General features: G+C 70.2%; 12 protein-coding genes. 5 read left to right on the top strand and 7 right to left on the bottom strand.

Translation table 11 applies throughout. The features are described 5' to 3' along the window. Positions 1-22 precede the first annotated feature (22 nt). A complete protein-coding gene (locus M8231_RS01185) occupies positions 23-1,807 on the top strand; it encodes an IlvD/Edd family dehydratase (RefSeq protein ID WP_249751553.1) in 1,785 nt (594 codons plus the stop codon). An 18-nt stretch (positions 1,808-1,825) separates the two neighbouring features. On the opposite strand, the gene M8231_RS01190 is transcribed toward M8231_RS01185, so the two are convergent. Both M8231_RS01190 and M8231_RS01195 read right to left on the bottom strand, forming a co-directional pair. Further along, positions 1,826-2,929, bottom strand: coding sequence for a hypothetical protein (locus M8231_RS01190; protein WP_249751552.1), 1,104 nt, complete (start codon positions 2,927-2,929; stop codon positions 1,826-1,828). Positions 2,930-3,015: 86 nt separating this feature from the next. Beyond that, the gene (locus M8231_RS01195; protein ID WP_250202084.1) at positions 3,016-3,951 is read right to left on the bottom strand and encodes a ribose-phosphate pyrophosphokinase; all 936 of its coding nucleotides are present in this window, start codon (positions 3,949-3,951) and stop codon (positions 3,016-3,018) included. 188 nt (positions 3,952-4,139) lie between these two features. On the opposite strand from M8231_RS01195, the gene M8231_RS01200 reads away from it, so the two are divergent. From M8231_RS01200 to M8231_RS01215, 4 genes are all read left to right on the top strand, one after another. Beyond that, on the top strand, positions 4,140-4,994 hold the full coding sequence (locus tag M8231_RS01200; RefSeq protein WP_249751550.1) for an outer membrane protein assembly factor BamD: 855 nt from the start codon (positions 4,140-4,142) through the stop codon (positions 4,992-4,994). Between the two features lie 52 nt (positions 4,995-5,046). Next, positions 5,047-6,744 (top strand): DNA repair protein RecN, encoded by a 1,698-nt coding sequence (gene recN / locus M8231_RS01205; protein WP_250202085.1) that lies wholly within the window; start codon positions 5,047-5,049, stop codon positions 6,742-6,744. A 163-nt stretch (positions 6,745-6,907) separates the two neighbouring features. Then, the gene (locus M8231_RS01210; RefSeq protein WP_250202086.1) at positions 6,908-7,105 is read left to right on the top strand and encodes a hypothetical protein; all 198 of its coding nucleotides are present in this window, start codon (positions 6,908-6,910) and stop codon (positions 7,103-7,105) included. A gap of 157 nt (positions 7,106-7,262) precedes the next feature. Then, entirely contained in the window at positions 7,263-7,637 is a 375-nt protein-coding gene (locus M8231_RS01215; protein WP_249751548.1) for a host attachment family protein, read from the top strand. 66 nt (positions 7,638-7,703) lie between these two features. Here the strand turns inward: M8231_RS01215 and M8231_RS01220 are convergent, their stop codons facing one another. From M8231_RS01220 to M8231_RS01245, 5 genes are read right to left on the bottom strand one after another with little or no spacing between them, the layout of a single operon-like run. Beyond that, positions 7,704-8,831 carry an HlyD family secretion protein gene (locus M8231_RS01220; protein WP_284150801.1) on the bottom strand — a complete coding sequence of 376 codons (1,128 nt, stop codon included), beginning with the start codon at positions 8,829-8,831 and terminating at the stop codon, positions 7,704-7,706. Positions 8,832-8,850: 19 nt separating this feature from the next. Further along, positions 8,851-10,542: an MFS transporter gene (locus M8231_RS01230; protein WP_249751547.1), complete on the bottom strand. Its 1,692-nt coding sequence runs from the start codon at positions 10,540-10,542 to the stop codon at positions 8,851-8,853. After that, complete coding sequence (locus M8231_RS01235; protein ID WP_249751546.1) at positions 10,542-11,093, bottom strand: TetR/AcrR family transcriptional regulator; 552 nt, start codon at positions 11,091-11,093, stop codon at positions 10,542-10,544. The genes M8231_RS01230 and M8231_RS01235 overlap by 1 nt, the downstream gene beginning before the upstream one ends. A 42-nt stretch (positions 11,094-11,135) precedes the next feature. Further along, the gene (locus M8231_RS01240; RefSeq protein WP_249751545.1) at positions 11,136-11,648 is read right to left on the bottom strand and encodes a GNAT family N-acetyltransferase; all 513 of its coding nucleotides are present in this window, start codon (positions 11,646-11,648) and stop codon (positions 11,136-11,138) included. Then, complete coding sequence (locus tag M8231_RS01245; protein ID WP_249751544.1) at positions 11,645-13,720, bottom strand: S46 family peptidase; 2,076 nt, start codon at positions 13,718-13,720, stop codon at positions 11,645-11,647. Before M8231_RS01245 ends, M8231_RS01240 begins: the two co-directional genes overlap by 4 nt. Between the last annotated feature and the right edge of the window lie 119 nt (positions 13,721-13,839).

Genomic DNA, 13,839 nt, shown 5'->3' on the forward strand with positions numbered 1-13,839 from the left:
TCTTCGCTTGCCCGAGTGACTCATGACCAAGCCTCTGCGTTCCCGTGCGTGGTTCGACAATCCGTCGAACCCGGACATGACGGCGCTCTATCTGGAACGCTATCTGAACTACGGCCTGACGCTGGAGGAGCTGCGCTCAGGCAAGCCGATCATCGGCATCGCCCAGACCGGGTCGGACCTGTCGCCGTGCAATCGCCACCATATCGAGCTGGCCAAGCGGGTCCGCGAAGGCGTCCGCGAGGCGGGCGGGATCGCGCTGGAGTTTCCCGTCCACCCGATCCAGGAAACCGGCAAGCGCCCGACGGCGGGCCTGGACCGCAACCTGGCCTACATGGGCCTGGTCGAACTGCTTTACGGCTATCCGATCGACGGGGTGGTGCTGACCATCGGCTGCGACAAGACCACGCCGGCCTGCCTTATGGCGGCGGCGACGGTGGACATCCCGGCCATCGCCCTGTCGGTCGGGCCGATGCTGAACGGCTGGCTGAAGGGCGAGCGGGTCGGTTCGGGCACCATCATCTGGAAGGCCCGCGAGATGATGGCGGCCGGCGAGATCGACTACGAGCAGTTCATCGATCTGGTCGCCACCTCCGCGCCTTCGGTCGGCTATTGCAACACCATGGGCACGGCCAGCACCATGAACAGCCTGGCCGAGGCCCTGGGCATGAGCCTGCCCGGATCGGCGGCCATTCCCGCGCCCTACCGCGAGCGGCCGCAGGTGGCCTACAAGACCGGCCTGCGCATCGTCGACATGGTGCGCGAGGATCTGAAGCCTTCGGACATCCTGACCCGCGAGGCGTTCGAGAACGCCATCGTCGTCAACTCCGCCATCGGCGGCTCGACCAACGCCCCCATCCACCTGACCGCCTTGGCGCGCCACGCCGGCGTCGACCTGCCGCTGCAGACCTGGGAGGCGGTCGGCCACAAGGTGCCGCTGCTGGTGAACCTTCAACCGGCGGGCAAATATCTGGGCGAGGACTATCACCAGGCGGGCGGCGTGCCGGCGGTCGTGGCCCAGTTGATGAAGCACGGCCTGATCCACGAGGGCGCCCTGACGGTGAACGGCCGGTCGATGGGCGACAACTGCCGCGACGCCGGCATCGTGCTGCCCGACGTCATCCGCACCTTCGACGACGCCCTGGTCGAGGACGCGGGTTTCCTGGTGCTGTCGGGCAATGTGTTCGACAGCGCGGTGATGAAGACCAGCGTGATCTCGCCCGAGTTCCGCGACCGCTACCTGTCCGATCCGTCCGACCCTGAGGCCTTCGAGGGCGCGGTGGTCGTGTTCGACGGTCCAGAGGACTATCACCGCCGCATCGACGATCCGGCCGAGGCCATCACCACCGACAGCATCCTGGTGATGCGCGGGGCGGGGCCGGTGGGCCACCCCGGCGCGGCCGAGGTGGTGAACATGCGTCCGCCCGCATACCTGATCAAGCAGGGCGTGCACGCCCTGCCATGCGTCGGCGACGGCCGCCAGTCGGGCACTTCGGGCAGCCCGTCCATCCTGAACGCCTCGCCGGAAGCAGCGACCGGCGGGAACATCGCCCTGCTGAAGACCGGCGACCGCCTGCGCATCGACCTGAAGACGCGAAAGGTCGATGTGCTGATCGACGCCGAAGAACTGGCCGAACGTCGCCGGGCCTTCGACGCGGCGGGCGGCTACAGATACCCGGCGTCCCAGACGCCCTGGCAGGAGATCCAGCGGTCGATGGTGGGCGAGCTGGAGACCGGCGCCGTGCTGGAGCCCGCCGTCAAATACCACCGCATCGTCGACACCCTGGGCCTGCCGAGGGACAACCACTGACCGGGCGAGAGACGCCCGTCAGTTCGAGGGAGCGGGCGTCTGCGTCGGGGCCGGGGTGACGGCGACGGCGGTCTGGGCGGCGCTGGCGGCCGGCGTCACGCCCGTCTCCTGCGGGTCGCCCACGGTGATGATCGGCGACAGGACGGCGGTGGTGGTGCAGCTGGCCACGTCGCGCACCACGTGGCGGCCCAGGCAGAACATGTCCTCATAGCTGGGGCGCGAAGCCGCCAGGCACTGGTACAGCATCAGCTTGGACATGTTCAGGCAGAACTCGTTGTTGGTCTCCACCGTCAGCGCCTCGGTATTGGCGCGCGCCTCGTCGCCGGCGGCGCCGAGGGCGGCCAGCGCGGCGATGGCCAGCGACCGGGTCACCGCCGGGGTGTAGGGCGGCGCCTTGCGCGACGGCGTCACGCCCAGGCCGGATCCGGACGAGGCGGCGGTCAGCAGCCGCGCGGAATCCTCGGCCGACGGCAGCATCTGCGCCGCCGAAAGGGTCTTGGCGCCCTCCAGCCGCTCCTCGCGATTCTGGATGTGGGCGACGGCCCAGCGACGGCGCGGGTCGCTGCGCTCCTGGATCGTATAGGCGTCCTGCTCGATCGCTTCGCCGATCACGCGCACCGCCAGGGCGTCCTTGCTGATGGCGTCGGTGATCAGGCCCGCGGCCGCGTCGGCGCCGGGGAAGGTGGCGGCGTAGGCGGGGTCGGCCACGATCTGGGCCACGATCTGCTGGCGCTGGGCCGGGTCGATCGCATACTGGCGCACGCCGGCGACGAACTCGGGCGATTGCAGCGCCAGGATGGCGCCATAGGCGATCAGGCCGCGCGACAGCTGGGCCGGGTCGTAGGCCACGCCCTTGCGCAGGGCGGACTGGATAGCCTCGGCGCTGTCGAAGCCGCCGGGCTGGATCGTGCCCGCCTCGCGCAGATAGGCGACGTAGATGGAGGCGGCCTGGGCCACGCCGTCGTTCAGCGCGATGGGCGGTGGTTGACGGGCGGCGGCCTCCGCGGCCAGGCGCTGGGCCTCCAGTTCGGCCTTCGACGGACCGCTTTCGCAGGCGGCGAGAACGGAGACGGCGGCGAGGGCGGCGAGGGTCAGGCCGCGGCTCACGAAACGCTGGGTCATCGGCTAAGCTTCCAGTTACACGGGGACGCGGGGGAACGTCAGGGTTACGGAAGTCTTATAACGCGCAAAAAGTGGTTGTTCGAAGGTTAATCGAACAGCTTGGAAACCGATTCCTCGTTTGCGATCCGACGGATAGCTTCACCAATCAGCGGAGCCACGGAAACCGCTCGGATTTTCTTGCAGTTCAAAACTTCGTGGGGCTGCTCGATCGAGTTGGTGATGACCAGTTCCTTCAGCGGCCCGTCGGTGATGCGCTGGACCGCCGGGCCCGACAGGACGCCGTGACTGATGTAGGCCGACACCTCGGTCGCGCCCTGGTCGATCAGCGCCTTGGCGGCGTTCACCAGCGTGCCGCCCGAATCGACGATGTCGTCGAACAGGATGCAGCGACGCCCCTCGACGTCGCCGATGATGTTCATGACCTCGCTCTCGCCCGCCTTGGGCCGGCGCTTGTCGACGATGGCCAGGTCGGCGTCCAGGCGGCTGGCCAGGGCGCGCGCGCGCACCACGCCGCCGACATCGGGCGAGACGATCATCAGGTCGTCGCCGCGCGGATAGTTCTCCTTGATGTCCTGCGCCAGCACCGGCGTGGCCACCAGGTTGTCGGTCGGAATGTCGAAGAAGCCCTGGATCTGGCCGGCGTGCAGATCCATCGTCAGAACCCGGTCGGCGCCGGCGCGGGTGATCAGATTGGCCACCAGCTTGGCCGAGATGGGGGTCCGCCCGCCGGTCTTCCGGTCCTGCCGGGCGTAGCCGAAATAGGGCATGACCGCCGTGATGCGCCGGGCCGAGGCGCGCACCAGCGCGTCGGTCATGATCAGCAGTTCCATCAGGTTGTCGTTGGCCGGATAGCTGGTCGATTGCAGGATGAAGACATCCTCGCCGCGGACGTTCTCCTCGATGACGGCGAAGACCTCGTTGTCCGCGAAGCGCTTGACCTGGGCCTTGGTCAGCGGGGCGTCCAGGTGGTCGGCGATGGCCTGGGAAAGCGCGCGGTTGGAGTTGCCAGAAAGCAGCTTCATCGGCCGGTCATCCTTTCGCCGTCATCCGACCCCCAATGACGGACGTCGGTTGGCGCGCTCTTTACCAGCGAGGCCGGGCGGGGCAAGTCGTGCACGGCGTTTTTGTCGGCATGGCGCGTCTCGGTCACGGGTGCTAGAGATCGCCGCGTTGTTCCACAGGCCGCCGGGGTGCGCGCCTTGCGCTGGTCATGAGGTCGTCCTTGCTCGCTTCCAAGTTCCGTTCCGGCGTGGTGCTGATGGCCGCCGCGCTCGCCGCCATGACGATCTCGGGCTGCGCGGGCCGCGAGCGGCCGCGGCTGGCCTATGAGGAGCGGCCCGTCGAGGCGCTCTACAACACCGGCTACGAGCGTCTTCAGCAGCACCGCTGGAGCGACGCGGTGGACTATTTCCAGGAGGTGGAGCGCCAGCACCCCTATTCGGACTGGGCCCGCCGTTCGATCCTGATGCAGGTGTACGCCTACTATCAGAACAACAACTACGCCGAGGCCATCGCCGCGGCCGATCGCTTCATCCAGCTGTTCCCGGGCAATCCGTCGGCGGCCTACGCCTTCTATATGCGCGCGGTGTGCAATTTCGAGCAGATCACCGACGTGGGCCGCGACCAGGGCTACGCCAACGCCGCCCTGACGGGCCTGCGCGACGTGGCCCGCCGCTATCCCGGCACGCCCTACGCCACCGACGCGGCGGTCAAGATCGACATGGTCAACGACCAGCTGGCCGGCAAGGAGATGAACATCGGCCGCTATTACCAGCGCGCCAACCAGCCGCTGGCGGCGATCAATCGCTACAAGGCCGTCATCGCCAACCCGGACTTCCAGCGCACCTCGCACACGCCCGAGGCCCTGTACCGCCTGGTCGAGGTCAACCTGCAGCTGGGGCTGAAGGAAGAGGCGACCCGCAACGGCGCGGTGCTGGGCTACAACTACCCCGGCAGCCCCTGGTACGCCGAGGCCTACGCCCTGCTGACCGAAAACGGCCAGCGGCCGGAGACGGCGCCGGGCGCCAAGCGCGAAAGCTGGCTGCAGCGCATCATCCCGGGCTGATGCCGGCGGGCGAACCCCGCTAGGATCGAGCCAAGCGAATCGTTCCGAGCCCATGCTGACCGCCCTATCCATCCGCGACGTCGTCCTGGTCGACGCGCTCGACCTCGAGGTCGAGGGCGGGCTGACGGTGCTGACTGGCGAGACGGGCGCGGGCAAGTCGATCATCCTGGACGCGCTGGGCCTGGCCCTGGGCGGGCGGGGCGACGCGGGCCTGGTGCGCAGCGGCGCGAAGCAGGCCGTGGCGACGGCGGTGTTCACCGCGCCCGACGATCCGGACCTGATCGCGCTGATCGCGGAGCGCGGCTTCGAGATCGAGCCGGGCGGGGAGCTGATCCTGCGCCGGGTGTTGTCGGCCGACGGCCGCAGCCGCGCCTATGTCAACGACCAGCCGGCGGGCGTGACGGCGCTGCGCGAGATCGGCGCCGCCCTGGTCGAGGTGCACGGCCAGCACGAGACCGTGGGCCTGCTGGACTGGCGCACCCACCGCGGCCTGCTGGACGCCTACGGCGGCCTGAAGCCCCAGCTGGACGGGGTCGCGGCGGCGTCCGTGAAGCTGAAGGCGGCCGAGGCGCGGCTGGCGGAGCTGAAGGCCGAGGCGGCCGATGCGGCGGCGCGGGCCGAAGAAATCGCCTTGAACCTGGCCGAGCTGGACGCGCTCGATCCCCGCGCCGACGAGGAGACGGAACTGGCCGGCGAACGGGCCCTGCTGGGCGCGGCCGAGAAGGCCATCGCCGACCTGGCCGACGCGCGCACCCAGCTGGGCGGCGACAAGCTGAGCCAGAAGCTGGGCGCAGCCCTGCGCGCCGTCGAACACGCCCGCCAGCGGGCCGGCCAGGCGGGCGCCGAGGGCGACCACCCGGTGATCCAGAAGCTGTCCGCCGCCGTCGACGCCATCGACCGCACGATGGTGGAGGCCGCCGAGGCCATCGCCGCCGTGGACGCCGCCGCCGACGCCTTCGACTACGAGCCGGGCCGGCTGGACAAGGCCGAGGAGCGGCTGTTCGCGCTGCGCGCGGCGGCGCGGAAACTGAACACCACGGTCGACGCCCTGCCGTCCTTGCGCCAGCGTCTGCGCGAGCAGCTGCGGCTGATCGAGGACGGGGCCGACGCCCTGGCCCAGGCCGGGCGCGACGCGGCCGCCGCGCTGGAGGCGTACGACCTGGCCGCGACCCTGCTGACCTCGGCGCGCGAGGCGGCGGCCGAGCGGTTGACCGAGGCGGTGATGGGCGAACTGGGCCCGCTGAAGCTGGAGCGCGCGCGCTTCCGCGTGGCGCTGGAGCCGATCGAAGGCCGGCGGGGCCCCGAGGGGGTGGAGACCGTCCGCTTCCAGATCGCCACCAACGCCGGGACCGCCTTCGGCCCGCTGGACGCCATTGCGTCCGGTGGCGAGTTGGCCCGCTTCGCCCTGGCCATGAAGGCGGCGCTGGCCAGCCGGCAGGAGCTGCGCCAGCCGGTGATGATCTTCGACGAGGTGGACCAGGGCGTCGGCGGCGCCGTGGCCGAGGCGGTGGGAACGCGGCTGCAGCGGCTGTCGGGCGGCGCCCAGGTGCTGGTCGTGACCCACAGCCCCCAGGTGGCGGCGCGCGGCCACGCCCACTGGAAGGTGATGAAGGCCGACCGCGACGGCCTGACCGCCACCACCGTCGTCGCCCTGGACGACGCGCGCCGCCGCGAGGAGATCGCGCGGATGCTGTCGGGCGCCGAGATCACCGACGCCGCCCGCGCGGCGGCCGAGGCCCTGATCGGATAGAGCCCGGCTTCTTCCTCCGCGCTGGGGAGAGAGGGCGCCCGTTCCACCCCGCGCTGCAATCCACACGCGTCAAGCGGTCGCCCACAGGGCGGGCGCGGATGTGTGTTCCCTTTTCGTTCTGGTTCTGCTTTCTGGTCCCGTCGGCGGCGCGACGGAGGATCAGATGAACGACCGAGCCCTTTCAGACATGGTGAGCCAGATGGACGCGGAACTGGCCCGCGCCGAACCCGACCTGCCCCTCCACCCCGAGGAGACCCGCCGCCTGGAGATCCTGCGCGCCCTGGCGCTGGGGCTGGGCAATTTCGAACGGATGCGCGCGCACGAGGTGCACCTGCTGGCGGCGCGGATGGGGAGGCGGTGAGGGGTGGATGGACCCCCGCGCCTTGCCCGCGGTCCGGCGTTTGTCATCCGGTCGGGATGCGGCGATCTGGACATTGAGGGCAACCGCGGCGGCTGCGGATCGTTTCAGGCGGCCACAGTTACGGAGTCCACTCATGAAACTTGCACAAAACGCCCTCGTGGCCGTCGTTGATGGCGAAAAGCTCGCCCTGTTTCGCAATACGGGCCAGCAGGACGTCCGTCTCGAGGCGGTGCCGACTCCGCCGATCGAGGACCGCGTATCTGGCGCGGCGGGCCGCATTTCCAGCGAAGCCAATCCCGATAACGACACCCAGGCCGAAGACGGCTTCGCCATGGGCGTGGCTGAAGTTCTCAACAAATGGGTGTTGACCAACAAGGTCGAGCACCTGCTCGTCATCGCCGCGCCCAAGACCCTGGGTCAGCTCCGCAAGGGTTGGCACAAGGAGACTGCGTCACGCCTGGTCGGAGAGGTCGCGAAGGACCTGACCGGGCACTCCACCGACCAGATCGCGGCGGCCATCGAAAAGGCGTGACGCCGGTCGCGCGCGTTGCGAGGCGTGACGTGAGGGGCGTGCTCCCTGATCAACCGCCCCGGCTCCTCATGCGCCCGTATCGATCCTGACCACCACCGACATCCCCGGCGCCAGGCGCTCCGCCGCCGCCTGGCCCGGATCGATGGCGATGCGCACGGGGATGCGCTGCGCCACCTTGGTGAAGTTGCCGGTGGCGTTGTCGGGGCGGATGACGCTGAACTCGCTGCCGGCGGCGGGCGCGATGCGCTCGACATGACCGCGCAGGGTCTGGCCGCCTAGCGCGTCGACCGAAAGTTCGACGGGCTGGCCGACGCGGATGTCGCGCATCTGCGTCTCCTTCATGTTGGCGGTGACCCAGATCGTGTCGGGGACCAGGCCCATCAGTTGGGTTCCGGCGGTGACGTATTGGCCCTGGCGGACGCCGACCTCGCCCAGGCGGCCGGCGCGGGGGGCGACGATGCGGGTGTTGGCCAGGTCGATCCGGGCCAGGCGCACGGCGGCGCGGGCGTTCTCGACCTGGGCGGCCAGGGCGTCGCGGTTGACCACGGCGCTCTCGACGCCGGTCTCGGCGATGCCGCGCTGGGCGCGGGCCTGGGCGACCTGGGCCTGGGCGCTGCGAAGCGCCGCCTCAGCGATATCGACATTGGCCTGGGACACCCAGCCGCCTTCCTTCAGCGTGCGGGCGCGGTTCGCGTCGGCCTGGGCGCGGGCCAGGGTCGCCTCGGCCCCGGCGATGGAGGCCTGGTACTGCGCCACCGAACCGCGCGCCGAGGCCTGGGACTGCGCCGAGTTGGCCAGGGCGGCCTCGGCGGCGTGCAGGGTCGCCTCGGCCTGTTCGACCCGCTGGCGGTAGATGCGGTCGTCGACCTGGGCCAGCAGCTGGCCGGGCTGGACCGTCTGGAAGTCCTTGACCGGGACGTCGGTGACATAGCCGTTCACCTGGGGGCTGATCAGGGTGACCTGGCCGCGGACATAGGCGTTGTCGGTGCGCTGGATGTCGCCGGTGAAGGGCGGCAGGCGCCAGGCGTAGAGCACCAGCAGCACCCCCAGCACGGCGACGGCCCCGGCGACCACGGTCCACAGGACGCGCTTCTTCGGCTCGGAGGCGGGCGCAGCCGGCGCGGCGGCGGGCGGAGGCGCGGCGGCCGGTTGGGGCGCGGGCTGGGAGGCGATGGGGGGCGGGGTGTCGGTCATGATCGTTTCTTCTGGGTCTTCAGTCGACGGCGGCGGAGACGACGGAGGCGTCGGGGGTTCGAGCGGTGCGACGGGCCTCGGCGCGGGCGCGCCAACGGGGCCTGAGATGGGTGACGGTGACCCAGGCGCAGCCCAGGGCCGCCAGCACGGCGATGATGCGGAACACGTCGTCATAGGCCAGGACGTTGGCCTGCTGGGTCACCTGGCGGCTGAGCAGGGCCACGCCCTCGGCGCGCAACAGGGCGGGGTCGGTGATCGTGTGGGAATAGGCGCCCGACAGCTGGGCCAGGCGCTGGGTCACCTGTGGATCCGAGGCGACGATGTCGGCGGCCAGCTGGTTGGAGTGATATTTCTCGCGCACGATCTGCAGCGTGCCGGTCAGGGCGCCGCCCGCCAGGCCGCCGACGTTCTGAAGCACGCTGAACATGACGATGAAGCTGATCAGGTTCTGTTTGCCCTGCTGCAGGACGCGGGAAATGCCGATCATCAGCGCCGGGCCGATGAACATGGCCGAGGCGAAGGCGATCATCGCCTGGCTGAGATAGAGCTGGGCCGGGCGGGTCAGGACCGTCGCATGGCTGTCAATGAAGGCGCCGACGGCGATGAGGCCGAGGGCGATGGCGATGGGCTTGTTCAGCTTCTCCATGTTCAGGGTGAAGGCGCTGACGGCGGTGCCGGCGATCATGGCCAGCAGGATGACGACGAACAGGCCGTGCAGCTGGTCCGGGCCCAGGCCCACGACGGTCAGGAAGCCCACGGCGCCCGACGTCTGTTCGCTGAGCACCATGCGGATCAGCAGGATGGCCCCGAACAGGCGCAGCATGTCGGCGCCGGTCAGCCAGCGGGTGTTGATCAGCGGGTTGGTCCGGTTGTGCTCGACGGTCAGGGCGGCGGTCAGCAGGACGATGGAGCCGACCAGGGCCCAGCCGATCCACGCCGCCTCGGTCCACCAGACGATGCGGCCCAGGCCCAGCACGGCGGTCAGCAGGGCGACGCCGGGCGCGAACAGGGCGAAGGTGACGAAGTCCAGCCGGTCGAACACCTTCAGCCGCTCGGACGGCGGCAGCTTCAGCACCTGGACGGCGGCCCAGGCGACCAGGGCGAAACCCAACTCGAAGATGTAGAAGCCGCGCCAGCCGTCCAGGTCCAGCAGGGTCGGCATGACCAGGCGGCTGATCGGCACGGCGAAGCTGGCCAGGCCGATGCCGATGATCAGCCCCTTCAGCCGGTGCGCGGCGGGAAAGGCCTGGATGATGTAGAGGAAGCCCAGGCTGGACAGGCCCGCCCCCGCCATGCCGGCGACGGCGCGGACCAGCAGGGTGGACTCATAGTTGTCGACCAGCAGGTGGGCGGCGCAGACCAGCACGAATACGCCCAGGAAGATCTGGGTGAACAGGCGCAGGCCGTACTGCATGCGGAACTTGACCAGGATCAGGTTCATGCAGGCGTTGGTCATGACGAAGACGACCGGCAGCCAGGCGGCCTCTGTCGCCGTGATCCCCAGCGCGCCCTGCAGGTTCTGGATGTTGGCGGTGACCGCCGCATTGCCCAGGCTGCCGACCAGGGCGACCAGCACGCCGGTCGCGGCGTACTGCAGGCGGCGGGGCCAGGGGTGGTCGGGGGTCGCCGGGCTGCCGGGCATCATCGGCCGCTCGTGCGGCTTCAGCGTCTCGACGTATTCTTCCCAGGGCAGATGCCAGTTGCGGGCCATCAGCGGCTTCTCAGTCCGTACAGGACGATCAGGCGGGTGCGGGCGGACACGGCGCGGCGCTCGGCCTCGTCGGCGCCCTGGAAGCCCGAGCCCAGCAGGGTGGCGATCAGACGCACGTCCATCGGCCCCAGGTCCTTTCGCACCAGGCCGGCCGCCTGGGCCCGCGCCAGCGGACCGGCGCCCGCCTCCATCAAGCGTTGCCGCAAGGGCGTAAGCGCGTCGGGCGAGCGGACGTTCCGCAGCACGTCGGACCAGCCGGCGTTGCGCATGACCAGATCGGCCAGCTCCTCGACGAACCAGAAGAAGACCTGCGGATCATCGCCGCGCGCGCGGGTGCGGGCGTCCAGGTCGTCGACGCCGTCGATCAGCACGGCCAGGGCCAGTTCGGTGCGGTCGGCGAAATGGCGATACAGGGTGCCGCGCCCGACGCCGGCGCGCTCGGCGATCAGCTCCAGCGGCGCGTCGAGACCGTGCTCGGACAGCACCTCGCGTGCGGCCTTCAGCAGGGCGGCGCGGTTGTGGACGGCGTCTTTTCGGGTGGGGCGCGACATTCTGTCCCGCTAAATGGACAGTCGTGTCCGTTTTGCAAGGGGTCAGGCCAGCCCCTTCTCCAGCACCATGAAATCCAGCTCCGGGCGAGGCGGGTCGACGGGGAAGGGGCGGCGCTCGCCGGTGGGGGCGTAGCCGCGCCGCTCGTACCAGGCGATCAGCTCGGCGCGACGATGGATGACGGTCATCTCCATGCGCCGGGCGGCGAAGCGGGCCACGGCTTCCCGTTCGGCGGCGGCGAGGATATGGCGGCCCAGGCCCGAGGCCTGCAGCGCCGGATCGACCGTCAGCATGCCCAGATAGGCCCGGTCCGGACCCGCGCGGGCGACCTGGACGCAGCCGATCAGGCGGTCGTCGCGGCGCGCCAGCAGGATGACGCGGTCGGGATCGGCGATCAGGGCGGACAGTTCGTCGGCGCTGGTGCGATCGTCGAACAGCAGGTCGGCCTCGTGCGTCCAGCCGGCCCTGGCCGTCTCGCCGCGATAGGCGCGTTCGATCAGGGGATGGAGCGCGGCGACGTCGGAGGGCGTCGCCGCGCGGAAGGTCAGGTCGCTCACTGGCTGACGCCCAGCTCCTCGACCAGGTGGTCCATGCCATAGACGTCGCGCAGGGCCACGGTCACCGCCTGGGTGGTGACGATGACGCTGCGATTGACGGCGCGGTCGTAGCCGTAGGCGTTCCTCTGGGTCAGGACGGTGGAGTCGAAGTTGGCCCCGATGATCTGGCCCCGCGCATTGATGGCGGGCGAGCCGGAGGAGCCGCCGATGGTGTCGGTGGACACGGCCATGTCCATCACCGCGTTCGGGTCGATGCGGTCCTTGGCGGCCAGCAGCTTGGGCGCGACGGCGAAAGGCTCGGCGCCGGTGGCGCGGTCCCACAGGCCGGCGAAGGTGGTGAAGGCGGAAAACCGCTGGCCGGGCACGTCCGACCCCTCGACCAGGCCGTAGGTCAGGCGCAGGGTGCCGGTGGCGTCGGGATAGACGCTGTCGCCATAGGCGGCGAAGCGGGCGGTCGCGAGTTCCTCGGAGGCGCGGTCGGTCGGGGCCTGGACCTTTTCCTCCCATTCGGCGCGCACGGCGCGGGCGTCGGCGTCGACGGCCAGGGCGTAGCGGATCATCGGGTCGGTGGAGGCCTGGACGGCGGCCAGGCCGCCTTCCCAAAGGGCGCGGCGCACGGCGGGATCGGCCAGTTTCGTGCTCTCGACCAGACGGGCCGACAGGCCCTCGGGGCTGTCCTTGCCCAGCAGCGTGGCGACGTAGGGATTGTCGACCGTCAGCCACTCGCGCGTCTTGGACAGCCACCATTCCAGGCGGATCTGCTCCAGCTCCGGATAGGTCGGGCGCTCGGCGAACAGGCGCGACTGGACGCCGGACAGGCGGCTGTCGGCGAACTCGGGCAGGCGCTGGTCGGACGGCTTGGCCCGCTCCTGGGCGCCGCGCACCAGGGTGCGGGCGTAAGCGAACAGCTGCGACCCGCCGGCGACCGAGGTGGTCCCCAGGCCCGTGCCGCCCTCCAGCAGGGCCATGGCGGGATACAGTTCGCGAGCGGTTGGCTGGATCGCCTCCAGGGCGCCCCACGGGTCGGGCCCGTCGCCGTTGGCGGCGGCGTAGCGCTGCATGAAGTCGGCCTCGCCCGCGGCCTTGGCCGTCATGAAGCCCGGGTCGATCAGGGCGGCCATGCGGCCGCGCCCGCGCTTGTAGGTGTTCTCCAGGCCCACGATCGGGTCCATGGCGATGAAGGCCTGTTCCTCGCCCTCTTCCGAATAGCGGATCAGCCGGCCGCGCAGTTCGGAGGCGATCAGCTGGTCCAGCGGCAGGACCACGTCGCGGATGGTGGCCAGCTGGTCCATCGTCAGCAGGCGCTGGGTCGCGCCGGGATTGCCGGAGACGAAGACGGCCTCGCCCTCGGTCGGCTTGTCGGCGTTCCAGGCGAAGTGGATCGGGGTCTCGACCGGGCGGCCGTCCTCATAGAGGCGGATAAAGGCCGCATCGATGGCGAAGCGCGGGAAGGAGAAGTTGTCCAGGTCGCCGCCGAAGGTCGCGGCGCGATCCTCGGGCGCCCAGGCCAGGCGGACGTCGTCGTACTTGCGGAATTTATAGAGCTTGAACTGGCCGCCGCGATACAGGCTGACGACCTGGCAGCGGACCTTGGCGTCGTCGCCGCAGGCTTCCGTCTCGATGCGGCCCGCCTCGGCGTCGCGCGCCTGGGTGAAGGCCTGGCCTTCGAGCCCTTCGCCGGCCTTGCGCATCCGTTCGGTGACGTCGGAGATGTCGGTCAGGATTTCGGCCGAGGCGCCGGGGCATTTCAGCTCTTCTTCGCGCGACTTCGGGGTGAAGCCGGTCTCGGCGTAGTTGACCTGGGGCGTGGACAGGTTGGCGACGCAGGTGGCGACGCAGTGATTGTTGGTCATCACCAGGCCCTGGCCCGAGACGACGCCGGCCGAGCAGCCGCCGAACTTCACCGACGACAGGCGGACGCGGTCGAGGAAGGCCTGGTCGATGTTTGTCCCCAGCGTCTGGTTGGCGCGGGCGATGGGGAAGTTGTCGAAGGTCCACATGCCCTCCTCGGCGCGAGCCGAGGAGGCGGCGAAGGCGAGGACGGCGGCGGAGGCGAGAAGGGCGAGGCGCATGGGAAAACTCCTAATCCTTCTCCCCTTGAGGGAGAAGGTGGGCCCGAAGGGCTCGGATGAGGGGGCTCTGTCCGCATCCAGAACGGAAAGAGGGAGGCCGGGTCAACCAGCCCCCTCAT

The sequence above is a fragment of the Brevundimonas albigilva genome (assembly GCF_023573565.1).
In the GTDB taxonomy this organism is placed as follows: Bacteria; Pseudomonadota; Alphaproteobacteria; order Caulobacterales; family Caulobacteraceae; genus Brevundimonas; species Brevundimonas albigilva.